Consider the following 26,509-nt stretch of genomic DNA (forward strand, 5'->3'; position numbering starts at 1 on the left):
CGTGGGGGTATAGCTCAGCTGGGAGAGCGCTTGCATGGCATGCAAGAGGTCATCGGTTCGATCCCGTTTACCTCCACCACGTTTTTTTCGGTTAGTTCCAAGGTTTTGACCCTATCGTCTAGAGGCCTAGGACATCACCCTTTCACGGTGAGTACCGGGGTTCGAATCCCCGTAGGGTCGCCAAGTTGTAGCGCTTGGCCTGTGTTGAAAAATGCAGGCGAAAGCTATCTACCAGGAGTGGTAGTTCAGTTGGTTAGAATACCGGCCTGTCACGCCGGGGGTCGCGGGTTCGAGTCCCGTCCACTCCGCCATTATGAAAGCCGATGCAAATTTCTGATTTGCATCGGCTTTTTCATTGGTCATTTTGATTTGCATGCAAGCGCGGACAAATGCGTGCGGCGTTTTTGCATGTGCAATCAGGGAGGGCCGCGTACCAGCGTCCAACACCGTTCTTGCGTCCGGACGGCTGCCGGTACCATCACTGCGCATGCAATGGCTTGCTTCCGTTTATCGCTGCCTGACTGGTTGATGTGGCAGGGGTCGCCTGCCATCGGGTACATCCCTCCAGACGGCTGGGCTTGGGGGCCTTCCTACCTCCGCCCACAGCCCATGTCGCCGTCCAAGTGTTCGACGTGCAGCGCCTGTACCGATACGACATGCCAAGAGCCCTCAGATCGACGCGTTTGGTGGCCAGTTTGATCGGATGAGGAACCCGTGCCGACTGGCCTGTCCCTAGAATCCCGATGCGTTCCGGTGCCTGCCGGTCACCGGATTCCTCTTCACTGCCAACCTCCAAGGATGGGATCACCATGCAACTCACCAGCCACAGCTTCAAAGACGGCCAGGCCATTCCGGGCGAATTTGCCTTTGCCGTCCCCGATGCCGCATCGCATGTCGCGCTGTCGGCCAACCGCAATCCGCACCTCGAGTGGAGCGGCGCGCCCGAGGGCACGCAGTCGTTCGTCGTGGTCTGCCATGACCCCGATGTACCCAGCCGGGGCGACGACGTGAACCAGGAAGGCCGTGAGGTGCCTGCCGCGCTGCCACGTGTGGACTTCTTCCACTGGCTGCTGCTCGACATTCCGGCAGGCACCACGCAAATCGCAGCGGGTGCGCAGTCGAGCGCCGTCACGCCCCGTGGCAAGAGCGGCCCTGCGGCACCCGGCGGCCTGCGCCATGGCATCAACGACTACACCGGCTGGTTCGCGGGCGACGAGCAGATGAAGGGCGACTACTACGGCTATGACGGCCCCTGCCCACCGTGGAACGACACCCTGGTGCACCACTACGTCTTTACGGTGTATGCGCTGGCCGCACCCACCCTGGTCGTGCAGGGGCCGTTGAACGGTGCGAATGTGCGTGCCGCCCTGGCCTCTGCACCCGTGCTGGCGCAGGCCAGCCTGACCGGTCTCTACAGCCTCAACCCCGCGGTACCTGCCGTCTGAGTGCCAGGGGCGCCTTGCCGCCTGCTGCCATGGCGGGCGGCGGCGCGAATCTGGCTTGGTCCCTGCCCGCGGGTGCTCCGGTGTGGCGGCACGGCCTGTGCGGTCTGGCCCAGCCCCGCCTGGAGCCGCCGCAGCACACGCCGCGTTTCCTGTTCCATGAAGCGACGCTGGTGCTGGCCGTGGCCGGACGGTTGCAGCTGGAAGATGGCAGCAGTGGCAGTGCGGTGGTGGCGGAGTCTCCCACCTCGCTGCCGCTCGTCCAGCCGGCCACCTGCGCAGAGCTGGTGAAGACACCGGGTGGTGCAGAGCAGCGCTTTCGTTCCGTGCTGCTCACGCTGTCGGCGGACTCGCCGGACGCCTTTCACCGCATCCGGCCGCCGGCCGAGGTGGAGGCCGCGGCTGCCCCGGCCTTCAGGCAGATGCCGTGGGACGAAGACCTCGCCGCGAGCCTGCGGCATGTGGTGGGCGGCGCGGCCAATGTGCGCATCAGCGACGAGCGCCTGCGCTACCGCCTGATGGACCTGCTGGCCGCCTTGGCGGAGCATGGCCATCTCTTCAGGGCCGAACGCCAGGGCACATCGGGGCGCTTGCGCACCTTGATCGGCGAGGCCACAACGCGCAGGAGCATGTGCGCGTCGATGTTCTGCTGGTCGACATCCGCATGCACCACGCCCTGATGCTGGTGCAGACCACGTCGTGGAGCGTTCCGCGCATTGCGCCGGCCTGCGGGTACCAGTCCCGGGCAGGCTGTGCCGAGCGCTTCCGTGCGCGTTTCGGCTAGCTGCCTTCGGCGGTTCACTAGGGTTTTCCCTCGCTGCGCCTGCTTTGCCGGTGGGGAGGGCTGCGGGCAATCGTCCTACGTGGATTCAGGACGCTGCCGCCATGGCTCGGCATGCGCGTGCGCCCACCATGGACCGATCCGCCCCCACAGGACAACACCATGAATCCAGCGACTGCACTGCCGGCGATCTCCCGGCGCGACCTGCTGATCGCCGGCGCTGCCACCAGCGCCGCAACGGCAACCCCAACTGCCAGTGCCCAGGTGCCGGCGACGCCGCAGCCACCCGGCGTGACTTTTCCCATCCCGGTCGCCAAGGTCACGTTCATCGTGAACAGCCAGCCGCGCGAGCTGGAGCTGGACACGCGCACGACCTTGCTGGATGCGCTGCGCGAACACCTGCAGCTCACGGGCACCAAGAAAGGCTGCGACCATGGCCAGTGCGGTGCCTGCACCGTCATCGCCGATGGCCGGCGCATCAATGCCTGCCTGACCCTGGCCGTGATGCACGAGGGTGCGCAGATCACCACCGTGGAAGGCCTGGGCACGCCGCGCAACCTGCACCCCCTGCAGGCGGCCTTTGTGAAGCACGACGGCTACCAGTGCGGCTACTGCACGCCGGGGCAGATCTGTTCGGCCGTGGGCGTGCTCGACGAGATCCGCAAAGGAATCCCCAGCCATGTGAGCGCCGACCTCACGGCGCGGCCGCTGCTGTCGGCCGAAGAACTGCGCGAGCGCATGAGCGGCAACATCTGCCGCTGCGGCGCCTATTCCAACATCGTGGATGCCATCACCGAAGTGGCGGGAGCAAGAACATGAGGCCCTTTACCTACGAACGGGCGCAGTCGCCCGCCGAAGCCGCTGCCGCCGTGGAGCGGGTGCCGGGTGCCAAGTTCATCGCGGGCGGCACCAACCTGCTGGACCTGATGAAGCTGCAGATCGAGAACCCCGTGCACCTGGTGGACGTGAATGCCTTGCAGCTTGACAAGGTGGAGCCTGCGCTCGACGGTGGCCTGCGCATCGGTGCCCTGGTGCGCAACACCGACCTGGCCGCGCACGAACGCATCCGGCGGGACTACGCCGTGCTCTCGCGTGCCCTGCTGGCGGGCGCCTCGGGTCAACTGCGCAACAAGGCCACCACGGCGGGCAACCTGCTGCAGCGCACACGCTGCCCGTATTTCTACGACACCCACATGCCCTGCAACAAGCGCCAGCCCGGCAGCGGCTGCAGCGCCATCGGCGGTGTCACGCGCCAGCATGCGGTGGTCGGCACCAGCCCGGCCTGCATCGCCACGCACCCGAGCGACATGGCCGTGGCTTTGCGTGTGCTCGACGCCAAGGTGGAAACGGTGCGCGGCGATGGCCGCACGCGCGTGATACCGATTGCAGACTTCCACCGCCTGCCCGGCACCACGCCGCAGGTCGAGACGGTGCTGGCCCCGGGGGAGCTCATCACTGCCGTGACCCTGCCCCGGCCCGTGGGTGGCACGCACCTCTACCGCAAGGTGCGCGACCGCGCCTCGTATGCGTTTGCGCTGGTCTCGGTGGCGGCCATCGTGCAGCGCAATGGCACGGGGCGCATCGCGCTGGGTGGCGTGGCCCACAAGCCCTGGCGCGTGGAGGCGGCAGAGGCCGAGCTGCCCAATGGCGCCAAGGCCACTGCGGCCAGGCTCCTGGCTGGCGCCCAGCCGGGGCACGACAACGCCTTCAAGCTGGCGCTGGCCGAGCGCACCATCGCCGCCGTGCTGGCGCAAGCCAGGAGCTGAAGCATGAAATTCGACACCCCCGCCACCACCAACCCCATCGACCAATTGCGCTTCATCGGCCAAGCCACGGACCGCATCGACGGGCCCATGAAGACCAGCGGCACGGCCCCTTACGCCTACGAGCGCCACGACGCAGTCGCCCGCCCTGCCTATGGCGTGGTGGTCGGCGCCGCCATTGCCAAGGGCCGCATCGAGTCCATGGACCTGCGCGCCGCGCAGGGTGCGCCTGGCGTGATCGCCATTGTCACCGCCAAAACGGCGGGTGCCCTGGGCAAGGGCCAGTTCAACACCGCCCATCTGCTTGCCGGCCCCGAGGTGCAGCACTACCACCAGGCCGTGGCCCTGGTCGTGGCCCACACCTTCGAGCAGGCGCGGGCGGCTGCGCAGCTGGTGAAGGTGCAGTACGTGCGCACGCCGGGCCAGTTCGACCTGGCTGCGGCCCGCCATGGGGCGCAGAAACCGCCCGAGCAGGACGGATCGCCGGCCGACACCCGCAAGGGCCAGTTCGACAAGGCCTTCGATGCCGCGCCCGTGCAGCACGATGCCACCTACACCACGCCCGACCAGTCGCACGCGATGATGGAGCCGCATGCCACCACGGCGGCGTGGAATGGCGACAAACTCACCGTCTGGACCGCCAACCAGATGGTCAACTGGAGCGTGGGCGACCTGGCCAAGACCCTCGGTATCCCCAAGGAAAACGTGCGCCTGGTCTCGCCCTTCGTGGGCGGTGGCTTTGGCGGCAAACTCTTCATCCGGGCCGATGTGCTGCTGGCCGCGTTGGGGGCCAAGGCGGCGCGCCAGCCCGTGAAGGTGGCGCTGCAGCGGGCTTTGATTGCCAACAACACCACGCACCGGCCCGCGACCATCCAGCGCATCCGCATCGGTGCCGCGAAGAACGGCCGGATCAGCGCCATTGCGCACGAAAGCTGGTCGGGCGACCTGCCCGAGGGCAAGCCCGAGACGGCCGTGAACCAGACGCGACTGCTCTACGCCGGTGCCCACCGCCTGACCGCCACGCGCCTGGCCGTGCTCGACCTGCCCGAAGGCAATGCGATGCGGGCCCCGGGCGAGGCTCCCGGCATGATGGCGCTGGAGATCGCCATGGACGAGATGGCGATCAAACTGGGCATCGACCCGGTGGAGTTCCGCTTGATCAACGACACCCAGGTCGACCCCGAAAATCCCGAGCGCCGGTTTTCGCAAAGGCAACTGGTGGAATGCCTGCGCACCGGAGCCGAGCGCTTTGGCTGGGGCCAGCGCCGGGCGGAGCCCGGCCAGGTGCGCGATGGCCGCTGGCTCGTGGGCATGGGCGTGGCGGCGGCGTTTCGCAACAACCTGGTGATGAAGTCGGGCGCGCGCGTGCGGCTCAGCCAGCGCGGCACGGTCACGGTGGAGACCGACATGACCGACATCGGCACCGGTTCGTACACCATCATCGCCCAGACCGCGGCCGAGATGCTGGGCGTGCCGGTCAACAAGGTCATGGTGCGCCTGGGGGATTCGGCCTTTCCCGTGTCGGCTGGCTCGGGCGGGCAGTGGGGCGGCAACTCGTCCACCGCGGGTGTGTATGCAGCCTGCGTGAAGCTGCGCGAAGCCATCGCCCAGAAGCTGGGCCTGCCGTCCGAAACAGCCCAATTCGCCGATGGCATGGTGCGCGCGGGCGAGCGCTCCGTGCCTCTGGCAGAGGCGGCCGCCGAGGGCGAACTGGTGGTGGAAGACACCATGGAGTATGGCGACCTGCAGAAGAAATTCCAGCAGTCCACCTTCGGTGCCCACTTCGTCGAGGTGGGGGTGGACGTGGCCACGGGCGAGATCCGCGTGCGCCGCATGCTGGCCGTGTGCGCGGCGGGCCGCATCCTCAACCCCAAGACGGCGCGCAGCCAGGTCATCGGCGCCATGACCATGGGGGTGGGCGCCGCGCTCATGGAAGATCTGGCCGTGGACAAGCGCCAAGGCTTCTTCGTGAACCACGACCTGGCCAGCTACGAGGTGCCGGTGCATGCCGACATTCCGCACCAGGAGGTGGTCTTCCTGGACGAGACCGATCCCACTTCCTCGCCCATGAAGGCCAAGGGCGTGGGCGAGCTGGGTCTGTGCGGCGTGGGCGCGGCCATTGCCAACGCCGTGTTCAACGCCATGGGCGCGCGCGTGCGCGACTATCCGGTCACGCTGGACAAGCTGCTCGACAAGCTGCCGCCCATGCCTTGACCGTCATGACGAGAGTTCTTTGAGGAGTTCTGTCTCGATCTGGATCTGCCGCGCGTTGTTTTGCAGCTCGGGTCCCTGCACCAGAAAGGTGTCTTCCACCCGCTCACCCAGGGTGCTGACCTTGGCCAGTTGCACGCTCAGGTGGTGCTGGGCCAGCACGCGGGCCACCAGGTAGAGCAGGCCGGCGCGGTCGCTGGCCGAGATCGCCAGCAGCCAGCGCTGGGCCTTTTCGTCCGGGCGCAGGGTGACGCGCGGCGCAAACGGGAAGCTCTTGACCCGGCGCGAGACGCGCTTGCGCGTGGGCTCGGGCAGGGGGCCGCCTTCCTCGATCACGCGCACCAGGTCGCTCTCCACCATGTGGGTCAGCTCGCGGTAGTGGCCGGCCTGGTCATCGGCCACGATCTGGAAGGTGTCGAGCGCATGCTGGTTGTTGGCCGTGTGCACGCGCGCGTCCAGGATGCTGAAGCCTGCGCGGTCGAAATAGCCGCAGATGCGTGCGAACAGGTCTTCCTGATCGGGGGCGTAGACCATTACCTGCAGGCCATCGCCGGCCAGTGACTGGCGCGCGCGCACCACGGGCTTCGGTGCGCCCACGTGGCGCGACAGGTGGCGCGTGTGCCAGGCGATGTCGGCCGCCTCGTGGCGCATGAAGTAGCTCACGTCCAGCGTGGCCCACAGCGCCTTGTGGGCTTCGAAGGGCAGGGCGCTCAGGGCCAGCAGCACCAGGGCCTCGCGCTTCCTGGCCTCGACCTCGGCCGCGGCATCGGGTGCCCGCCCGCCCAGGGCGCGCAGCGTGGCGCGGTACAGGTCTTCCAGCAGCTTGCCTTTCCAGGCGTTCCACACCTTGGGGCTGGTGCCGCGGATGTCGGCCACCGTCAGCAGGTACAGAGCCGTCAGGTAGCGCTCGTTGCCCACGCGCCTGGCGAAGGCGGCGATCACGTCGGGGTCGCTCAGGTCTTCCTTCTGCGCGATGCGGCTCATGGCCAGGTGCTCGGTCACCAGGAATTCGACGAGTGCGGCGTCCTCGCGCTCCACCTTGTGCTGGCGGCAAAAACGCCGCACTTCCATGGCGCCGATCTGCGAATGGTCGCCGCCCCGGCCCTTGCCGATGTCGTGGAACAGTGCCGCCAGGTACAGGAGCCAGGGCTTGTCCCAGCCGCCGGCCAGCTGCGAGCAGAAGGGGTACTCGTGCGCATGCTCGGCCATGAAGAAGCGGCGCACATTGCGCAGCACCATCAGGATGTGCTGGTCCACCGTGTAGACGTGGAACAGGTCGTGCTGCATCTGCCCCACGATGCCGCGGAACGCCCACAGGTAGCGCCCCAGCACCGAGGTCTGGTTCATGAGCCGCATGGCATGCGTGATGCCGGCCGGCTGCTGCAGGATGCGCATGAATGCGGCGCGGTTCACCGGGTCGCTGCGGAAGGCCCCGTCCATCACGCTGCGGGCGTTGTACAGCGCCCGCAGCGTGCGCGCCGACAGGTCCTTGAGCCCCACCGTGGTCTGGTAGAGCAGAAAGGTCTCCAGGATGGCGTGCGGGTCCTTGAGGTACAGGTCGTCGCTGGCCACCTCGATCAGGCCGGATTTCTCGAAGAAGCGCTCGTTGATGGGGCGGGGCTCGTGCGCCGAGGGGTTGAGTGCTTCCTCGATGTTGAGCAGCAGGATCTGGCTGAGCTGCGAGACCGCCTTGGCCGCCCAGTAGTAGCGGCGCATCATGGCCTCGCTGGCGCGCATGGGCAGGCGCGAGCCGTCGGGCGCCTGCGAGCGGTAGCCAAAGGACTCGGCCACGGCGGTCTGCAGGTCGAACACCAGCCGGTCTTCATGCCTGCCGGCCGCCGCGTGCAGGCGCGCGCGGATCAGGCACAGCACGGCCTCGTTGCGCTCGATCTGGCGCACCTCGAAGGCCGTGGCCATGCCGTTGGCGGCCAGCTCCTTCCAGGTGCTGCCCAGGCCCGCGGCGCGGGCCACCCACAAAATCATCTGCAGGTCGCGCAGGCCGCCGGGCGACTCCTTGCAGTTGGGCTCCAGCGAATAGGGAGTGTTCTCGTACTTGTTGTGGCGCTGGCGCATCTCCAGCGTCTTGGCGACCAGGAAGGCCTGCGGGTCCATCTGCGCGCGGTACTGTTCCTGGAACCGGGCGAAAAGTTCGGTGCTGCCGCAGATTTGCCTTGCTTCGAGCAGCGAGGTCTGTACCGTCACGTCGGCGGCCGCCTCGGCCAGGCATTCGGCAATGGTGCGCACGCTGGAGCCGATCTCCAGCCCCGCGTCCCAGCAGCTGCCGATGAAGCCTTCGAGCTGCGCGCGCAGCACGCTGCAGCCATCGGCCGCGCGGTCGTCTGGCAGCAGCAGCAGCACGTCCACGTCGGAGTAGGGAAACAGCTGGTCGCGGCCGAAGCCGCCCACGGCCACCAGCGCCAGGTCGGGCGGCAGCTCGGCGCGCTGCCACAGCTGCTGCAGCAATTCACCCGCGAGGGTGGAGAGCTTGCGCAGCAGCACCCGGATGCCGCGCGTGGACGCACCCGTGGCCTGGATGGAGGCCATCAGGGCCGCCTTGTCGCGGCGGTAGGCGTCCCGCAGGGCGTGGATTTCGGTCATGGACGGAGAGAGCGATGCAGTCGATGTGGCCATGCAGTGTTCCACGCAAAAGTCGTGCGCAGCGGGTTTCCCGCTGGCTTTTTATGTCTTTGTGGAAGTCACAAAGGACGGCAGTGGCGGCGAGCCGGCCGAGATGGTCATCACCTCGTAGCCGGTTTCGGTGACCAGCACCGTGTGCTCCCACTGGGCCGAGAGGCTGTGGTCCTTGGTCACGATGGTCCAGCCGTCGTTGCCGTGTTCCTTCACCTCGCGGCGGCCGGCGTTGATCATGGGCTCGATGGTGAACACCATGCCGGGCTTGAGCTCTTCGAGCGTACCGGGCTTGCCGTAGTGCAGCACCTGGGGCTCTTCGTGGAAGCGCTGGCCGATGCCGTGACCGCAGAACTCGCGCACGACGGAAAAACCGTGGCCCTCGGCAAACTTCTGGATCGCGTGGCCGATGTCGCCCAGGTGGGCGCCGGGCTTGACCTGCACGATGCCGTGCCACATGGCATCGAAAGTCATGGCGCACAGGCGCTTGGCGGCGATGGATGCCTCGCCGATGAGGTACATGCGGCTGTTGTCGCCGTACCAGCCGTCCTTGGTGATCACGGTGACGTCCACGTTCACGATGTCGCCCTTCTTCAGGGGCTTGTCGTTGGGGATGCCATGGCACACCACATGGTTCACCGAGGTGCACAGCGACGCGGGGTAGGGCGGGTAGCCCGGGGGCTGGTAGCCCACCGTGGCCGAGATGGTGCCCTGCTGGGCCATGCATTCGGCGGCCAGCCGGTCGATCTCGTTCGTGGTGATGCCGGGTTTGATGTGGGGGGCGATGTAGTCCAGCACTTCAGACGCCAGGCGGCACGCCACGCGCATGCCCTCGATGTCCTGTGCACTTTTGATGTTGATCGTCATAGGGGGATTATCCCATTGCGGTGAAGAACCTGTTCACGATCTCGCAGGGGATCGCGTTGGAGCGCAATCGGGATGAGTGGATGCTTCGGGGGCGCCGCATGGGCTCATGCCCATGCAAGCAGCCGGGGCGTCCAATCGCCCGATTTCGCTCCAACCCGAAGGGCAGTGGCCTTGGCGGGCGGTCTGCGGCGTTGCGGCGCTTGTTGATAGCGGGGCTATCAACTGCGCACCGCGCCTAGCATCCCATCCCGCCAAGGCCGCTGCGCGACCCCTGGGAGATCGTGAACAGGTTCTGACGCTGCATGCGCTTGCACACGGCCGGTTAAAATGGGAGGCTAACCGCTGCCTGCGCAGACTTTTTACGGGGCGGCGGTTGTGCCCACGTACCCCTCACACCCCCAACAGGCCGCTACCGTGACCTTGCACATGACCACGCTGGCGGGCGGCAACGCCCTCAGCACCTTCCGCGCCCAGCAACTCCAGCCCGCCCTCGAGGCCATCCACCCCAAGATCACCGGCATCGCTGCGCGCTTCGTGCACCTGGTTGCCACCGATACGGCTCCCTCGGCGGCCGATCAGGAGCGCCTGGCCGCCCTGCTGACCTACGGCGACCCCTACGCCGGGCCGGACAGCGGCGCCGTCATCGTCGTCACCCCGCGCCTGGGAACGCTGTCGCCCTGGGCCTCCAAGGCCACCGACATCGCTCGCAACTGCGGCATCGCCATCCGCCGCGTGGAGCGCATCACCGAATACCGCGTTTCCCTCAAACCCGGCCTGCTGGGCGGCACGCCCGAGCTGAATGCCGAGCAGGTGGCCCAGGTCGCCGCGCTGCTGCACGACCGCATGACCGAATCGGTGGTGGCCGACCGCAGCGGCGCCGCTGCCCTGTTCACCGAGCTGCAGCCCGCGCCCATGGAGCATGTGGATCTGCTGGGCGGCGGCCGCGCCGCGCTGGAGGCGGCCAACACCCGCTTCGGCCTGGCGCTGGCCGAGGACGAGATCGAATACCTGGTCAACGCCTTCACCGGCCTGGCGCGCAACCCGAGCGACGTCGAGCTGATGATGTTCGCCCAGGCCAACAGCGAGCACTGCCGCCACAAGATCTTCAACGCCGAGTTCACCATCGACGGCGTGGCGCAGGACAAGAGCCTGTTCGGCATGATCCGCAACACCCATCAGTTGGCGCCCCAGCACACGGTGATCGCGTATTCGGACAACGCCTCGGTGATGGAAGGCCACCAGGTCGAGCGCTTCATCGCCCGCATGGGCGAGGCCGGTGCGCCCGGCTATGCCAAGAGCGAGGCCACCCAGCACGTGCTGATGAAGGTGGAAACGCACAACCACCCCACGGCGATCTCGCCCTTCCCCGGTGCCTCCACCGGCGCGGGCGGCGAGATCCGTGACGAAGGCGCCACAGGCCGCGGCTCCAAGCCCAAGGCCGGCCTGACGGGCTTCACCGTGTCCAAGCTCTGGGGCAGCGAAGTGGGCAAGCCCGAGCACATCGCCAGCCCGCTGCAGATCATGGTCGAAGGCCCCCTGGGCGGCGCGGCGTTCAATAACGAATTCGGCCGTCCCAATCTGGCGGGCTACTTTCGCGAGTACGAGCAGAACGTCGGTGGCGTGCAGCGCGGCTACCACAAGCCCATCATGATCGCGGGCGGCGTGGGCGTGATCGACGCAGGCCTGACCAAGAAGATCGAATTCCCCGCTGGCTCGCTGCTGATCCAGCTGGGTGGCCCCGGCATGCGCATCGGCATGGGCGGCAGCGCGGCCAGCTCCATGGCCACCGGCACCAATGCGGCCGAGCTCGACTTCGACTCCGTGCAGCGCGGCAACCCCGAGATCGAGCGCCGCGCACAGGAAGTCATCAACCACTGCTGGGCGCAGGGCGACGCCAACCCCATCCTGGCCATCCACGACGTGGGCGCGGGCGGCCTGTCCAACGCCTTCCCCGAGCTGACCAACGACGCCGGCCGCGGTGCACGCTTCGACCTGCGCGCCGTGCCCCTCGAAGAATCGGGCATGGCGCCCAAGGAAATCTGGAGCAACGAGAGCCAGGAACGCTACGTGCTGGCCATCGCCCCCGGTTCGCTGGCCCAGTTCCAGGCCTTCTGCGAGCGCGAGCGCTGCCCCTTCGCCGTGATCGGCACCGCCACCGAAGAGCGCCAGTTGGTGCTGGACGACACGGCCGTGGCCGGCGGCGACCAGAAGCTGCCCGTGGACATGCCCATGAACGTGCTTCTGGGCAAGCCGCCCAAGATGCACCGCGACGTGGCCACCGTAGAGCGCGAGTTCGCGCCCATGGACCTCACGGGCGTGCCCCTGCAAAAGGCCGTGATCGACGTGCTGGCCCACCCCACGGTGGCCTCCAAGCGCTTTCTCATCACCATCGGCGACCGCACGGTGGGCGGCCTGTCGCACCGCGACCAGATGGTCGGCCCCTGGCAGGTGCCAGTGGCCGACTGCGCCGTGACCCTGGCCGACTACAAGGGCTTTGCCGGCGAGGCCATGAGCATGGGCGAGCGCACGCCGCTGGCCGCCATCAATGCTCCCGCCTCGGGCCGCATGGCCGTGGCCGAGGCCATCACCAACCTGCTGGCCGCGCCCATCGAGCTGCCGCGCGTCAAGCTCAGCGCCAACTGGATGGCCGCCTGCGGCGAGCCCGGTGAAGACGCGGCGCTCTACGCCACGGTGAAGGCCGTGGGCATGGAACTGTGCCCGGCGCTGGGTGTCTCCATCCCCGTGGGCAAGGATTCGCTGTCCATGCGCACCCAGTGGAAGGACGAGGGCGCGACCAAGAAAGTCACTTCGCCCGTGAGCCTGATCGTGAGCGCCTTCGCCTCGCTGGCCGACGTGCGCGGCACGCTCACCCCGCAGCTCAATGCGACCGAGGAAGACACCACCCTGGTGCTGATCGACCTGGGCAAGGGCCAGAGCCGCATGGGCGGCAGCATCCTGGGCCAGACGCTGGAGCAAAGCGGCGACACGGTACCCGACCTGGACGACCCGCAGGACCTGGTGAACCTGGTCAACGCCGTGAATGCGCTGCGCGCCAAGGGCCAGATCCTGGCCTACCACGACCGCAGCGACGGCGGCCTGCTGGCCGCTGCCGCCGAAATGGCCTTTGCCGGCCATGTGGGCGTTGCGCTCAACGTGGACCTGCTGGTCACCGAAGGCGACGGCATCAGCGACAGCCGCATGGAAACCGGCGACGCCAAGAACTGGGCCAGCCAGGTCAGCGCCCGCCGCGAGGAACTCACGCTCAAGGCCTTGTTCAACGAGGAGCTGGGCGTGCTGCTGCAGGTGCGCACGTCGGAGCGCAACGAAGTGATGCAGCTGCTGCGTGAGCACCACCTGTCGCGCTTCAGCCACTTCGTGGGCAAGACGCGTCCGGCCTCGTCGACCATCGACGCGGGCAAGGGCGAGCTGCAGGTCTGGCGCGATGCCAAGGCCGTTTTCAGCGCGCCCCTGTCCGACCTGCACCAGGTGTGGGATGCCGTGAGCTGGAAGATCTGCCAGCAGCGCGACAACCCTGCCAATGCCGATGCCGAGCACGCCGCTGCCGGCGCCCCGGCCGACCCGGGCATGCACGTGCACCTGACATTCGACACGGCCGACAACGTGGCCGCGCCGTACATCAACCTCGCGCGCCCCAAGGTCGCCATCCTGCGTGAGCAGGGCGTGAACTCGCACATCGAGATGGCCTACGCCTTCACCGAAGCGGGTTTCGAGGCCTACGATGTGCACATGACCGACCTGCAGACCGGCCGTGCCCAGCTGGCCGACTTCAAGGGCGTGGTCGCCTGCGGTGGATTCAGCTATGGCGACACGCTGGGTGCCGGCATCGGCTGGGCGCGCAGCATCACCTTCAACCCGGTGCTGGCCGCGCAGTTCCAGGGCTTCTTCGGCCGCGCGGACACCTTCGGCCTGGGCGTATGCAACGGCTGCCAGATGTTTGCCGAGCTGGCCGACATCATCCCCGGCGCGCAGGACTGGCCGCGCTTCACCACCAACCAGAGCGAGCGTTTCGAGGCCCGCCTGTCGATGGTGGAGGTGCTGGAATCGCCCAGCCTGTTCCTGCAGGGCATGGCCGGCAGCCGCCTGCCGATCGCCGTGGCGCACGGCGAGGGCTATGCCAACTTCCGCTACCGCGGCAATGCCGACAAGGCCATCGCCGCCATGCGCTTCGTGGACAACCATGGCGCGGCGACCGAGCAGTACCCCTTCAACCCCAACGGCAGCGCTGCCGGCCTCACGGCCGTGACCACGGCCGACGGCCGCTTCACGGCCATGATGCCGCACCCCGAGCGCGTGTTCCGCAACGTGCAGATGAGCTGGACCAGCGGCGACCGGAGCCAGCTGAGCCCGTGGATGCGAATCTGGCGCAATGCGCGGAAATGGGTGGGGTGACGGTGTCGGGATTGCCACCGCGGTGGCAATGAAGATCCAACGGGGCTTCGGCCCCGTTTTTCATGGACGGTGAGAACCTACCGGGCGAGATCAGGCCGCTGGTACACCAGCAGCCGGCCCTTGTAGGCGGGGCGGTCGTCCAGGGCCGGGTGGTCCAGGCGTTCTTCCACCACCTCGAAGCGGTGCACGGCCATCTGCCTGTGGAAGGAGCGGCGGTTGCCGCGGTCGGGGTCCACGATCCAGATCTGTGCGCCCACCTCGGCATGGCGGTCGATGAAGCCGGCCAGTGTGGCGCGTGCGTCGCGTTCGTAGAGCACGTCGCTGCCCATGATCAGGTCGAAGCGGCCGCTCACGGTGCTGGCAGCGGGGCCGTCGCCTTCGGGGCCTTGCGGTGGATTCCAGTGCCCGGCACGGTACTTCATGGGCGGCAGTGCGTTCAGCCGCAGGTTTTCGAGCAGAAAGCGGTCCGCCAGCGGATGGCCGTCGCTGGCGGTGATGTCCATGCCGCGCCGGTGGCACACCAGGCTGGCCAGGCCCAGGCCGCAGCCGATCTCCAGCACGCGCTCGCCAGCCTGCAGCGGCCGGGTGGCCATGCGCTCGGCCAATTGCTCGCCCGAGGGCCACAGCAGGCCGAACAACGGCCACAGGGCGGACGAGATGCCCAGCCGCTCCGCCTCGCCCAGGGGGTCGGAGAACTGCTGTTTGTCGAGCAGCGAACGGATGGTGAGGTTGGCGGCGCCGGCAATGGCGACGCTGTCTTGCTTGGTGAGGTAGCCTGGCATGGCTCGGGCGAGAAGCCCGTTGTCAAGGGACCCCAAAAGGTTGGTGGTGTGGGCGCCGAGTATGCGCCTTTTGCCAAAGCCACGGCGGGCCGCATCCTCTGCAAGGCCTTTGCGGCGCCGTGCGGTGGCCCCTGGCAGCGTGTGGAATTGACCCAGGTCATTGCTATAGTCGGCGCTTTGACCGAAACACCACCCAAGGACATCCCATGGCCGCTGGCAGCCTTCTAGCCCTGTTGGACGATATCGCCACCATCCTCGACGACGTCGCCCTCATGACCAAGGTGGCGGCCAAGAAGAGTGCCGCCATGGCCGACGACGTGTCGGTCATGACCAAGGTGGCCGCACAGAAGACGGCGGGCGTGCTGGGTGATGACCTGGCGCTCAACGCCCAGCAGGTCACCGGCGTGCGCGCCGAGCGGGAGATCCCCGTGGTCTGGGCCGTCGCCAAGGGCTCCATGGTCAACAAGGCCATCCTGGTGCCGGCGGCGCTGCTGATCAGCGCCTTCGCCCCCTGGGCCGTCACGCCGCTGCTGATGATCGGCGGCGCCTTCCTGTGCTTCGAGGGCTTCGAGAAGATCGCCCACAAGTTCCTGCACAGCGAGAGCAAGGACGAGGCCGAGCACGAAAGCCGTGCCCAGGCCAATGCCAACCCGGCCGTGGACCTGGTGGCCATGGAAAAGGACAAGATCAAGGGCGCCGTGCGCACCGACTTCATCCTGTCGGCAGAAATCATCGCCATCACGCTGGGCACGGTGGCGACGGCCTCGTTTGCGCAGCAGGTGGCCGTGCTGGTGGGCATTGCCGCGATCATGACGGTGGGGGTGTATGGCCTGGTGGCGGGCATCGTCAAGCTCGACGACCTGGGCCTGTGGCTCAACAACAAGCGCAGCGCCGTGGCCAAGGCACTGGGCACGGGCATCGTCAATGCGGCCCCCTGGCTCATGAAATTTTTGTCCATTGCCGGCACGGCCGCGATGTTCCTGGTGGGCGGCGGCATCCTGGTGCACGGCATTCCGGCGCTGCACCATGCCGTGGAAGGGGCGGGCGCTGCAGCCGGCACCTGGCCTGCGGGCGCTCTTTGGGGCGGGCTGATCTCCAATCTGCTGAATGCGGTGGTGGGCATCGTCGCGGGTGGCCTGGTGGTGGCCGTGGTGACCGTCGTGCAAAAAATGCGTGGCAAGGGCGCGACCGCGCACTGAAGTGAAGCACCCCCTGAGGCGCTGCGCGCCTTCACCCCTCTCTCGACTCGCTACGCGATTCGGGAGGGGGACGCCCCCAGCGCGGCGGGGCGGACCTTGCGCGGGGGCGCTGGCTTAGGCCGCGCCAGTTTCATGCGCCGCGGGTGACGCACAGATTGTTGATCCGGATCGAAGCCTGGGCGCTGGGTCGGTGGCGCGCCGCGCCAGCGGTGCCGATGGTTGATCTGTGGCAAGGCGCATCGGCGCGCGCGGGGGCCCAATGCCTGCACGGGGGTCGTCCCCGTTCAACCGCATCGAATCGCTTCCATGAACAACAACAAGCTGCTGAAACTGGCCCTGGTGGCCGCCTGTGCGCTGGCATCCGGCGCCACCATGGCACAAGGCGTACAAGACGCCAACGGCCCCTGGCTGGTGCGTGCCCGCGCCGTGCACCTGGACAGCGCCAACAAGGACACCACCGGCCTGGGCCTGTCGATTAACGACAAGGTGATTCCCGAAGTCGATGTCTCCTACTTCTTCACCAGGAACATCGCCGCCGAACTGGTCCTGACCGTGCCGCAGAAGCACGACGTGCGCGCCAGCACGCTCGGCGGCAAGATCGGCACCCTCAAGCACCTGCCGCCCTCGCTGCTGCTGCAGTACCACTTCGATGCCCCCGGCTTCAAGCCCTATGTGGGCGCTGGCCTGAACTACACACGCTTCTCCAGCGTGCACCTGCCCGCCGGCGTGGGCATCGACAAGAACAGCTGGGGCGCAGCGCTGCAGGTGGGCATGGACATTCCGCTGGCCAAGAATCTGTACCTGAACGTGGACGTGAAGAAGGTCTATATCCAGACCGATGTGTCTGCGGGCGGTGTGAAGGCGGGCACTTTCAAGGTCGATCCCGTTCTCTTCGGTATCGGCCTGGGCTACAGGTTCTGAGCGCTGCGGCGGTAAAACGCCAACGAGCCGGCGAGGGCCAGCAGTGCCCCGCCGCAGCACCGGTCCAGCCAGACCACAGCGCTGCGGCGCAGCAGTTGTACGGCCTTGGCGCCGGTGATGGCATAGGCCAGCATCACCGCGAAATCCAGCCCCGCAAACACGACTGCAATCGCCGCGTACTGCGGCCACTGCGGCGCGCTGGCATCGATGAACTGCGGCAGCAGGGCCGAGCAGAACAGATAGCCCTTGGGGTTGGTCACCGCGACCAGGAAGGACTTGGCGAAGATGCTGCGGGCCGTCGCGCCCTCGGCACCGCCGGCCTGCGACAGGTCCAGCCCGCCCTGCGAGCGCAGCAGGCGCAGCCCCAGCCACGCCAGGTAGGCGGCGCCCACCCATTTGACGACCGAGAACCAGAACTCCGAGGCCGCGAGCAGCGCGCCCAGGCCCAGCGCCACGGCGCCCACCAGCACGAAATCGGACGCCACCGCACCCAGCATGCCCGGCAGCGAACGCCGCACACCGTAGCGCGAGCCATTGGCCAGCGCCAGCAGCACCGTGGGCCCCGGGGTGGCAATGGCCACCAAGGCGACCAGGGAGAAGACGAAGAGGGTAGTAGCGTTCATGCCAGCACCGGCCCGCAGCCCTGGGGCTTGTGCACGCGCTCGGTCGAGGCCGGGAACTTCGCGAGCCTGGATGCCGGCCGGCGTGGGCGCTGCAGCAGCTCACCGCCGCAGTTGGGGCAGATGCCGCCCAGTTTGCCGCCCGCGCAGGTGCTGCAAAAGGTGCACTCGAAGGTGCAGATGCGTGCCTCGGTGGTGTCGGGCGGCAGGTCTTTGTCGCAGCATTCGCAACTGGGGCGCATCTGGAGCATGGCGGGGTCTCAAGGTGGTCTTTGACCCGGCCACTCTATGCGCATCGGCCTGGTACTGCAAGGTACAGACGGCTGCTGGCAGAGCGGCTGTCTGTACTGGCCTCAACTCAATTTGTCGCGGCCGCAGGTACCTGTGTGGGGGGTTCCGTGCCTGGCGGTGGCTGCAGGGGTGCATTGTCCAGCGACCACATCCGCCGCCACAGCCAGGGCAGGGCGGTCTCCAGGTCAGGCCGCTGCCATTCCTGGCGTGCCTTGGCGGTGCCGGTCAGCACCTGCTGCGGCGTGCCGATGTCGAAGTGGAACGAGTATGCGGGCTCCATGCCCATGCGCAGGTCGGTGATGTACACCTGCCCGCCCGCCTCGCTCATGCGGTAGAAGCCGTGCGTGAAGCGCGACAGACGCTGTACATGCGCATTGGCCTGGTAGGTGGCGTGCAGCTCGGCACCGCGCTCGTGGCGCGTCCAGCGCATGGCCTGCTGCCCGCCATCGGCCAATGAGCGAAAACCCTCCAGGTAGTGCGTGGGCGTCATGGCGACCACGCGCCACAGCACGGTGCTGAAGGGCGCAGGAGTCACCAGCACGCGTTCGGCCGTGATGCCCTGCGACTGCAGCGAGGCCCGCGCAATTGCCTCCACATGCTGCTGGGCCAGCACGCTCCATCCCAGGTAGGCGGTGCTGAACACCAGCGCCCAGGCGTTCCAGCGCAGGCCGCGCATGCCGTCGCGCCCGCGTGCCACCAGCGCGGCCAGCACGCCGATGAGCAGCGGCACCGTGTACAGCGGGTCGATGATGAACACGCTGCCCACGCCGTACGGGTAATTGGTGTACGGGTAGAGCAACTGTGTGCCGTAAATCGTCATGGCATCGAGCAGCGGGTGCGTGACCAGCGCAAGCCACAGGGCCAGCCACCAGCGCAGCATGTGTGGCATCTCGCCATGCAGGCGTGCCACCAGCCAGGCCAGCGGGCCTGACAAAAGCGTCAGGTAGAGCAGGGCATGGCTGCTGCTGCGGTGCAGCACCATGTTGAGCATGGCGTCGCCATGGTCGATGAAGGCATCCAGGTCGGGCAGGGTGCCGGCCACGGCGCCCCAGAAGACAGCCTTCCAGGCCGCGGTGCGCCGGCCCATGGTGGCGAGGGTGACGGCGGAGCCCAGGGCGATCTGGGTCAGTGAATCCATGGGGCGGGGGTGTCCTTGTTCAACAGGGGTTGTGTCAACGAGATGTCTGCAAGCGAAATGTGGGCCAGCAGAGACAACACGGCTTGCATCGCATGCGCCTGGGGCCCATGATTGTGGCTTGCCCGGATGACAGGACCGGCGGACGCTGGCTCTGCACATGCGCGTTCGTCCTACTTGGCTCCCAGAGGGGCCCCGCTAACCTTCGGAACCATGGCCCACGCACTCCTCCAGAACCCCTCGCCCTTGCTTCCAACCCGGGGCGCAGCGCGCCAGGGGGCATGGAATGCCAAACCACCCCACCTGGCCTTCGAGGCCTTCGAGGGGCTGGCATCCGATTCCGAAATCTCCGATGCCCCTGTGGCTGCCCAGCCTCTGGCCAGCCCATCGGTGTTCGACGAGATCGCTGCGGGCCTGCTGCAGCAGCCGGCCACCATCTCGCCCAAGTACTTTTATGACCAGCTGGGCTCGGAGCTGTTCGAATCCATCACCCGGCTGCCCGAGTACTACCCCACGCGCACCGAGCATGCCGTGATGCAGCAGCACGCGGCCGAGATCGCCGCCGCCGTGGGCCGGGGCCGCACGCTGATCGAGCTGGGCGCGGGCAACTGCGAAAAGGCGCGCACCCTGTGCCGCACGCTGGACCCGGCCTGCTTCGTGGGTGTGGACATCTCTGCCGACTTTCTGCAGGACGCCGTGGCCCGCATGCGCGAAGAGTTTCCGCACATGGACGTGCGCGCCGTCGGCGCGGACATGACGCGCGGCGTCACCCTGCCGGCCGACATTCCGCGCACCGGGCGCCTGGTGTTCTACCCCGGTTCGTCCATCGGCAACTTCGACCCGCCGCACGCGCTGATGCTGCTGGAGCAGATGCGCGAGCTGGTCGATGGCGAGGGCGAGCCCGATGCCGACGGCGGCCTCCTCATCGGCATCGACCTGCCCAAGGACGTGGACGTATTGGAGGCCGCGTACGACGACGCGGCTGGCGTCACCGCCGCCTTCAACCTCAACGTGCTCACGCATGTGAACCGCCTCATCGGCAGCAATTTCGACCCGACGCAGTGGCGCCACCTGGCCTTCTTCAACACCCTGCAGTCGCGCATCGAGATGCACCTGCAGGCCATGGCGCCGCTGCAGGTGCACTGGGCCGGCGGTGGTGTGCGCGACTTCGCCGTGGGGGAGTGCATCCACACCGAGAACAGCTACAAGTACACGTTGCCCGTCTTCACCGACATGCTGGCGCGCGCAGGTTTCTCGCGTGCCCAGGCCTGGACCGACCCGCGCGGCTGGTTTGCGGTGGTCCATGCGCAGCCTTGACGCGCGCCTGCAGCCGCCCGGCGCACGCCCTGTTTTCCCGGCAACGCATGCGCATGCAGCCCCGCTGGGGCACACTGCGCTGATGACCGCGGCCCCCACGCCTGCCGACTATGCCGCCGTGCGCCAGCGCTCGGTGGACCTGGTGGCGCCCTTGTCGCCTGAAGATGCCTGCGCCCAGTCCATGCCCGACGCCAGCCCCGCCAAGTGGCATCTGGCGCACACCACCTGGTTCTTCGAGACCTTCGTGCTGGAGCCGAACGAGGCGGCATTCGCGCCGTTCCACCCCGCGTTCCGCGTGCTGTTCAATTCGTACTACAACGGCGTGGGGGCCAAGCACCCGCGCCCGCAGCGCGGCCTGCTCACCCGGCCCTCGCTGGCGGAGGTGCTGGCCTACCGTGCCAATGTGGACGAACGCCTGCAACGCTTGCTGGCCCAGCGGGGCGACGACGCCCAGCTCATGGCGCTGGTGGAATTGGGCCTGCACCATGAGCAGCAGCACCAGGAACTGCTCGTCACCGACATCAAGCACCTGCTGTCGTGCAATCCGCTGTTCCCGGCCTACCACGCGCTTCAGCCCGACGCCAGCAGCAGCCCGGCCCAGCCCCTGGCCTGGCACGAGAGCGATGGTGGCGTGGTGGAGATTGGCCATGCCGGCGATGGCACGTTTGCCTTCGACAACGAACTGCCGCGCCACCGCGTCTACGTGCAGCCCCACGCCCTGGCATCGCGCTTGGTGAGCAATGGCGAGTACGCCGCCTTCATCGAAGACGGGGGCTATCGCAACCCTGCGCTGTGGCTGGCCGAAGGCTGGGATTGGCGCACTGCGCAGGGCCTCGTGCAGCCGATCTACTGGCACCGCGAAGGGCCGGGTGGAGCTGCCTGGCACGAGTTCACCCTGGCAGGCTTGGTACCCCTGGCCAGCGAGCTGCCCGCCGTGCACCTGTCGTACTACGAAGCCGATGCCTATGCCCGCTGGGTGGGTGCCCGCCTGCCCACCGAAGCCGAGTGGGAGCACGCAGCCACACAGCAGCCCCTGCAGGGCCGCACAGCGGAAGGCAGGCTGCTGCATCCCCAGGCTGCACAGGGCGATGGCATGGCGCAGATGTTCAACGACGCCTGGCAGTGGACCCAATCGAGCTACGCCCCATACCCCGGCTTTCGCACAGCCGAGGGCGCCGTGGGCGAGTACAACGGCAAGTTCATGGTCAACCAGTATGTGCTGCGGGGCGGCTCATGCGCCACGCCGGCAGGGCACACGAGCGCCACCTACCGCAATTTCTTTCCGGCGACTGCGCGGTGGCAGTTTTCCGGCGTGCGCCTGGCGCGCGACGTGTGAGGCGTCGCCAGGCCGCAGGGCGTCAAACCTTGCCCAGTGCCTGTTCCAGATCCGCCTTCAGATCACTGATGTGCTCGATCCCCACTGACAAGCGCACCATCCCCTCGCTCACCCCCGCCTTGGCCAGTTCCTCGGGATTGAGCTGGCGGTGCGTGGTCGATGCCGGGTGGGTCGCCAATGACTTCGCATCGCCGATGTTCACCAGGCGGGTGAACAGCTGCAGCGCATCGAGGAACCGCGCGCCCGCCGCACGCGGATCGGCATCGCTGTTCTTTACGCCAAAGCTCAGGATGCCCGATGCCCGCCCGCCCAACTGGCGCTGCACCAGCGCGTGGTCCGGGTGCTCGGGCAGGCCGGCGTAGCGCACCCATTCGACCTTGGGGTGGGCCTGCAGGTACTCGGCGATGGCCAGGGTGTTGTCGCAGATGCGGTCCAGGCGCAGGGCCAGGGTCTCGATGCCTTGCAGGATGAGAAAGGCGTTCTGCGGCGCCAGCGCGGCACCCGTGTTGCGCAGGGGCACGACGCGGGCGCGGCCGATGAAGGCGGCGGGGCCCAGGGCCTCGGTGTAGACCACCCCGTGGTAGCTCACGTCGGGCTCGTTCAGGCGGGGGAAGCGCACCTTGTGCTGGCCCCACGGGAACTTGCCGCTGTCCACGATGGCGCCGCCCACGCTGTTGCCGTGGCCGCCCAGGTACTTGGTGAGCGAGTGCACGACGATGTCGGCACCGTGTTCAATCGGCCGCAGCAGGTAGGGGCTGGGCACGGTGTTGTCAACGATCAGCGGCACGCCATGGTCGTGCGCCACCTTGGCCAGCGCGGCGATGTCGGTCACGTTGCCCAGGGGGTTGCCGATGCTCTCGATGAAGATGGCCTTGGTGCGCGCGTCGATGTGCTGGGCAAAGCTGGCCGGGTCGCGCGGGTCGGCAAAGCGGGTGGTGATGCCCTGCTGGGGCAGGGTGTGGGCGAACAGGTTGTAGGTGCCGCCGTAGAGCGTGCTGGCCGAGACGATGTTGTCACCCGCCTCTGCAATGGTCTGGATGGCGTAGGTGATGGCCGCCATGCCCGATGCGACGGCCAGCGCGGCGATGCCGCCTTCGAGCGCCGCGACGCGCTTTTCAAGCACGTCGTTGGTCGGGTTCATGATGCGGCTGTAGATGTTGCCCGGCACCTTGAGGTCGAACAGGTCGGCGCCATGCTGCGCGCTGTCGAAGGCGTAAGCCACCGTCTGGTAGATGGGTACGGCGACTGCTTTTGTCGTTGGGTCGGGGCTGTAGCCGGCGTGGACTGCGAGGGTTTCGATCTGCATCAGGGCTTGTCTCTTGGAAGGGGTTGGTACGAGGGGGCCAAGCACCCCAATGGAGTGCCCGCCCCATTCTTCCACCGCCCCTCCCGAGGCAGATCGAATCGTTTCGTATGTGCTTATGCGGCCAGTGATGGCAGGCCGGCGCAGGCCCGCTTAGTTGCCCTGCTGCGGCCGCGTGCGGTAAAAGTTCATCGGCGCCTCGCGCGTCTGGTTGAGCACCTGGCGCTTGATCTTGCCCACCACGTGCATCTCGCAGGGCTTGCAGTCAAAGCGCAGGGTCAGCTTTTCCTTGCCGTTGATGAGCATCAGCGGCTCGGCCTTGATGGTGCCCTGCACGCCGGTGACGCCCTTGGCCTGCTTGGGGCACAGGCTCATCGAAAAGCGCACGCAGTGCTTGGTGATCATGAGGCTGACTTCGCCTTCTTCCTCGTGCGCCTCGTAGGTCGCATCGATCACCTTCACGCCATGGCGCACGTAGAAGTCGTGCGCCTTGTGGTTGAACACGTTGCCCAGAAAGCTCAGCGTGTCTTCGGGGTACTGGGCCGGGGGCTCCACCGGGGTGGCGCGCTGCAGGCGCAGAAAGCCCTTGGCGCGGTTGGCCTCCAGGTCGGCCAGGGCGTCGCGCCGCAGGGCGTTCACGGCCGATGCCGGGATGAACCAGGGCTGCGACAGCTGCAGGCCCACGTCGTTCACCGCGAAGATGGTGGCGCCGAAGCGGGCCAGGTGCTCGCGCAGGCTGGCCTCTGATTTGGCAGCGTCGGTCGCGGGTTGGTGGGCGTGGTCCAACTGGGCGCCGCCGGCAAAGCCGTCTTCGTCGGTCAGCGTGAGGGCAAAGCCCTTTGGCGTCTCGGACAGGTAGACCCACAGGCCGATGCGGCGGTCGCTCGACTTCTTGTCCAGCGTGCGCACCCAGTCCATGTCGCGGTTGCGGTTGATCTCGGTGCCCTTGCGCAGGTCCTTGAAGCCTTCCATCGGGTCCTTGGGGAACACGCGCCACTGTGTGGTGCTGCGCGGCGACACGGGCTCGGCCCGGTTGATGGCCATGCCCACCAGTTCCTTGTGCAGGTCGTAGTAGCACAGGCCGTCGCCGTTGTGCAGCACGGTGGCGGGGCTGCTCACTTCCAGCTCCACGAAATCGGCGCCCACCTTGGTCACCCAGCCGATGGCCTGGCCGGGGTTCTTGGGCGTGTCGAAGGCGCCGATGTCCTGCTTGCGGCCGGTGACGAAATAGTCGGTGAACTCGCGGTTGAAGTTCTGCAGCGGGTCGGGCGTGAAGTTGAACGTGGTGCGCCCGCTGGACGAGCGCGACAGCGGGTGGCCCGAGGACTCGCGCTCTTCCATGATGCCATCGATGATGGTGCGGTAGTGGGCCGTGATGTTCTTCACGTAGCCCATGTCCTTGTAGCGGCCTTCGATCTTGAAGCTGCGCACGCCGGCATCGATCAGCGCGCGCATGTTGTCGCTCTGGTTGTTGTCCTTCATGCTGAGCACGTGCTTGTCGTGCGCGATGAAGCGGCCCTGCGCATCGGTCACCTGGTAGGGCAGGCGGCAGGCCTGGCTGCAGTCGCCGCGGTTGGCGCTGCGCCCGGTCTGTGCATGGCTGATGTTGCACTGGCCGCTGTAGGCCACGCACAGCGCGCCGTGGATGAAGAACTCGATGTTGGCGCGCCCCGGCGCATCCACCGGGCCCAGGGCCCTGTGCACGGCAGCGATCTGCTGCACCGTGAGCTCGCGCGCCAGAACGATCTGCGAGAGGCCTGCGTCCTGCAGAAAGCGCGCCTTCTCGGGCGTGCGGATGTCGGTCTGTGTGCTCGCATGCAACTGGATGGGCGGCATGTCGATTTCGAGCAGGCCCATGTCCTGGATGATCAGTGCGTCGGCCCCGGCCTCGTAGACCTGCCAGGCCATCTTGCGCGCGTCTTCGAGTTCGTCGTCGCGCAGGATGGTGTTGAGCGTGATGAAGATGCGGCTGTTGAAGCGGTGGGCGTGCTTGACCAGGCGCTCCAGGTCCCGGATGTCGTTGCCCGCACCCACGCGGGCACCGAAGGCCGGGCCGCCGATGTAGACGGCATCGGCACCGTGGTTGATGGCTTCGATGCCGATATCTGCGTCGCGCGCAGGCGCAAGCAGTTCGAGCTGGTGGGGCAGGAGGGACATGGCCCTGATTATCCCAGCACCGGGCTTTCCCAGCGAATGGGAATACCAATTAGCTCGACTAATACTGTATGCAATTCTGTTGTGCAAGTCTGGTGTACCGATGAAGGGTTAGGATGCCTGCGCTGGCCCCGTGCCGGCACCGGCTTCTTTCATTTGTTTGTCTGTCTTCATTGGAGTTCTGCCCGTGTCCGTTGCTTCCCGTTCGCGCTTCGCCCTGTCCCTGATCGCTGCCGCAGCGTTTGCCTCCACCGCCGTCATGGCGCAAGATGTGCAGGCCGTCAGGATCGCCCATGCAGGCCCGCTGTCGGGCGGCATCGCCCACATCGGCAAGGACACCGAGAACGGCGTGCGGCTGGCGCTCGATGATCTGAACGCGCAGAACCTGGTGATCGGCGGCAAGAAGATCAAGTTCGAGCTCGCCGCCGAAGACGATGCGGGCGACCCGCGCCAGGCCACCGCCGTGGCGCAGAAGCTCTGCGACCTGAAGGTGGCCGGCGTGGTGGGCCACCTGCAGTCGGGCACCTCCATCCCCGCCGCTGCGGTGTACGACAAGTGCGGCATTCCCCACATCACGGCCGCCGCCACCAACCCCGACCTGACCAAGCCCGGCTACAAGACCACCTACCGCCTGATCGCCAACGACAGCGCGCTGGGTGCGGCGCTGGCCATCTTCTCGGCCGACCACCTGAAGCTCAAGTCCGTGGCCATCATCGATGACCGCACGGCCTACGGCCAGGGCGTGGCCTCGGTGTTCAAGGCCACGGCCCAGCAAAAGGGCCTCACCGTGGTGGGCGAGGAATTCACCACCGACAAGGCGACCGACTTCATGGCCATCCTGACCGCCATCAAGAACAAGAAGCCCGACGCCATCTTCTACGGCGGCCTAGACGCTCAGGCCGGCCCCATGCTGCGCCAGATGGAGCAACTGGGCCTGGGCAACGTGAAGTTCTTCGGCGGCGATGCGCTGTGCACCGAAAAGCTGCCCGAGCTGGCCGGCAAGACGCCTGCCCTGAAGAACGTGACCTGCGCCACCGGCGGCGCCTCGGTCGCCAGGATGCAGGGCGGTGCCGACTGGAAGAAGCGCTACGACGCCAAGTTCCCAGGCCAGTTCCAGATCTACAGCCCCTATGCCTACGACGCCGCCATGGTGCTGGCCGACTCCATGAAGCGCGCCAACTCGGTGGACCCCAAGGTCTACATCCCCTTCATCGGCAAGACCGAGTACAAGGGCGTGACGGCGAACATCGCCTTCACCAACAAGGGCGAGCTGACGACCCCTGCGGTCACCCTGTATACCTACAAGGACGGCAGCCGCGTTGCGCTGAACTGATCCACGGGGTTCCGGC

General features: G+C 67.3%; 20 protein-coding genes and 3 tRNA genes. 15 read left to right on the forward strand and 8 right to left on the reverse strand.

What is annotated here, in order from left to right:
* The first annotated feature begins 3 nt into the window (after positions 1–3).
* The 9 genes from AC07X5_RS14580 (at position 4) to paoC (ending at position 6,200) form a co-directional block, all read left to right on the forward strand.
* Positions 4–79: transfer RNA gene (locus AC07X5_RS14580), tRNA-Ala, on the forward strand.
* A gap of 28 nt (positions 80–107) precedes the next feature.
* Positions 108–183: transfer RNA gene (locus tag AC07X5_RS14585), tRNA-Glu, on the forward strand.
* A 51-nt stretch (positions 184–234) separates the two neighbouring features.
* Positions 235–311: transfer RNA gene (locus AC07X5_RS14590), tRNA-Asp, on the forward strand.
* A 498-nt stretch (positions 312–809) separates the two neighbouring features.
* A complete protein-coding gene (locus AC07X5_RS14595; protein ID WP_494770739.1) occupies positions 810–1,445 on the forward strand; it encodes a YbhB/YbcL family Raf kinase inhibitor-like protein in 636 nt (211 codons plus the stop codon).
* A 29-nt stretch (positions 1,446–1,474) separates the two neighbouring features.
* The gene (locus AC07X5_RS14600; RefSeq protein WP_494770740.1) at positions 1,475–2,122 is read left to right on the forward strand and encodes a hypothetical protein; all 648 of its coding nucleotides are present in this window, start codon (positions 1,475–1,477) and stop codon (positions 2,120–2,122) included.
* Complete coding sequence (locus AC07X5_RS14605) at positions 2,107–2,226, forward strand: helix-turn-helix transcriptional regulator (RefSeq protein ID WP_494770741.1); 120 nt, start codon at positions 2,107–2,109, stop codon at positions 2,224–2,226. Before AC07X5_RS14600 ends, AC07X5_RS14605 begins: the two co-directional genes overlap by 16 nt.
* Before the next feature lie 159 nt (positions 2,227–2,385).
* Positions 2,386–3,042: an aldehyde dehydrogenase iron-sulfur subunit PaoA gene (gene paoA, locus AC07X5_RS14610; protein WP_494770742.1), complete on the forward strand. Its 657-nt coding sequence runs from the start codon at positions 2,386–2,388 to the stop codon at positions 3,040–3,042.
* A complete protein-coding gene (locus tag AC07X5_RS14615; protein ID WP_494770743.1) occupies positions 3,039–3,989 on the forward strand; it encodes an FAD binding domain-containing protein in 951 nt (316 codons plus the stop codon). Before paoA ends, AC07X5_RS14615 begins: the two co-directional genes overlap by 4 nt.
* Positions 3,990–3,992: 3 nt before the next feature.
* Positions 3,993–6,200 (forward strand): aldehyde oxidoreductase molybdenum-binding subunit PaoC, encoded by a 2,208-nt coding sequence (gene paoC, locus AC07X5_RS14620; RefSeq protein WP_494770744.1) that lies wholly within the window; start codon positions 3,993–3,995, stop codon positions 6,198–6,200.
* 3 nt (positions 6,201–6,203) lie between these two features.
* On the opposite strand, the gene AC07X5_RS14625 is transcribed toward paoC, so the two are convergent.
* Both AC07X5_RS14625 and map read right to left on the reverse strand, forming a co-directional pair.
* Positions 6,204–8,795 (reverse strand): [protein-PII] uridylyltransferase, encoded by a 2,592-nt coding sequence (locus tag AC07X5_RS14625; protein ID WP_494770957.1) that lies wholly within the window; start codon positions 8,793–8,795, stop codon positions 6,204–6,206.
* An 81-nt stretch (positions 8,796–8,876) separates the two neighbouring features.
* On the reverse strand, positions 8,877–9,692 hold the full coding sequence (gene map, locus AC07X5_RS14630) for a type I methionyl aminopeptidase (protein ID WP_409962899.1): 816 nt from the start codon (positions 9,690–9,692) through the stop codon (positions 8,877–8,879).
* A 414-nt stretch (positions 9,693–10,106) separates the two neighbouring features.
* On the opposite strand from map, the gene purL reads away from it, so the two are divergent.
* The gene (gene purL, locus AC07X5_RS14635) at positions 10,107–14,102 is read left to right on the forward strand and encodes a phosphoribosylformylglycinamidine synthase (RefSeq protein ID WP_494770745.1); all 3,996 of its coding nucleotides are present in this window, start codon (positions 10,107–10,109) and stop codon (positions 14,100–14,102) included.
* 77 nt (positions 14,103–14,179) lie between these two features.
* On the opposite strand, the gene AC07X5_RS14640 is transcribed toward purL, so the two are convergent.
* On the reverse strand, positions 14,180–14,884 hold the full coding sequence (locus AC07X5_RS14640; protein ID WP_494770746.1) for a class I SAM-dependent methyltransferase: 705 nt from the start codon (positions 14,882–14,884) through the stop codon (positions 14,180–14,182).
* A 206-nt stretch (positions 14,885–15,090) separates the two neighbouring features.
* On the opposite strand from AC07X5_RS14640, the gene AC07X5_RS14645 reads away from it, so the two are divergent.
* Together AC07X5_RS14645 and AC07X5_RS14650 are read left to right on the forward strand one after the other, a co-directional pair.
* Positions 15,091–16,083 carry a DUF808 domain-containing protein gene (locus AC07X5_RS14645; protein ID WP_494770747.1) on the forward strand — a complete coding sequence of 331 codons (993 nt, stop codon included), beginning with the start codon at positions 15,091–15,093 and terminating at the stop codon, positions 16,081–16,083.
* A gap of 306 nt (positions 16,084–16,389) precedes the next feature.
* Entirely contained in the window at positions 16,390–17,004 is a 615-nt protein-coding gene (locus AC07X5_RS14650) for an OmpW/AlkL family protein (RefSeq protein ID WP_494770748.1), read from the forward strand.
* Here AC07X5_RS14650 and AC07X5_RS14655 read toward each other — a convergent pair.
* From AC07X5_RS14655 to AC07X5_RS14665, 3 genes are all read right to left on the reverse strand, one after another.
* The gene (locus AC07X5_RS14655; RefSeq protein ID WP_409957447.1) at positions 16,992–17,627 is read right to left on the reverse strand and encodes a LysE family translocator; all 636 of its coding nucleotides are present in this window, start codon (positions 17,625–17,627) and stop codon (positions 16,992–16,994) included. The genes AC07X5_RS14650 and AC07X5_RS14655 overlap by 13 nt on opposite strands.
* On the reverse strand, positions 17,624–17,875 hold the full coding sequence (locus tag AC07X5_RS14660) for a DUF1272 domain-containing protein (protein ID WP_409957448.1): 252 nt from the start codon (positions 17,873–17,875) through the stop codon (positions 17,624–17,626). The genes AC07X5_RS14655 and AC07X5_RS14660 overlap by 4 nt, the downstream gene beginning before the upstream one ends.
* 107 nt (positions 17,876–17,982) lie before the next feature.
* Entirely contained in the window at positions 17,983–19,053 is a 1,071-nt protein-coding gene (locus tag AC07X5_RS14665; RefSeq protein ID WP_494770749.1) for a metal-dependent hydrolase, read from the reverse strand.
* Between the two features lie 210 nt (positions 19,054–19,263).
* Between AC07X5_RS14665 and egtD the strand changes: the two genes are divergently transcribed.
* Positions 19,264–20,367: an L-histidine N(alpha)-methyltransferase gene (gene egtD, locus AC07X5_RS14670; RefSeq protein WP_494770750.1), complete on the forward strand. Its 1,104-nt coding sequence runs from the start codon at positions 19,264–19,266 to the stop codon at positions 20,365–20,367.
* A gap of 82 nt (positions 20,368–20,449) precedes the next feature.
* A complete protein-coding gene (gene egtB / locus AC07X5_RS14675) occupies positions 20,450–21,703 on the forward strand; it encodes an ergothioneine biosynthesis protein EgtB (RefSeq protein WP_494770751.1) in 1,254 nt (417 codons plus the stop codon).
* A 22-nt stretch (positions 21,704–21,725) separates the two neighbouring features.
* On the opposite strand, the gene AC07X5_RS14680 is transcribed toward egtB, so the two are convergent.
* Together AC07X5_RS14680 and AC07X5_RS14685 are read right to left on the reverse strand one after the other, a co-directional pair.
* Positions 21,726–23,009, reverse strand: coding sequence for an O-acetylhomoserine aminocarboxypropyltransferase/cysteine synthase family protein (locus tag AC07X5_RS14680; RefSeq protein WP_494770752.1), 1,284 nt, complete (start codon positions 23,007–23,009; stop codon positions 21,726–21,728).
* Positions 23,010–23,159: 150 nt separating this feature from the next.
* A complete protein-coding gene (locus tag AC07X5_RS14685) occupies positions 23,160–25,163 on the reverse strand; it encodes a peptidase U32 family protein (protein ID WP_494770753.1) in 2,004 nt (667 codons plus the stop codon).
* A gap of 256 nt (positions 25,164–25,419) precedes the next feature.
* Between AC07X5_RS14685 and AC07X5_RS14690 the strand changes: the two genes are divergently transcribed.
* A complete protein-coding gene (locus AC07X5_RS14690; protein WP_494770958.1) occupies positions 25,420–26,493 on the forward strand; it encodes a branched-chain amino acid ABC transporter substrate-binding protein in 1,074 nt (357 codons plus the stop codon).
* The last annotated feature ends 16 nt before the right edge of the window (positions 26,494–26,509 follow it).

The organism is Acidovorax sp. GW458-11-26-14-TSB4 (genome assembly GCF_059423865.1).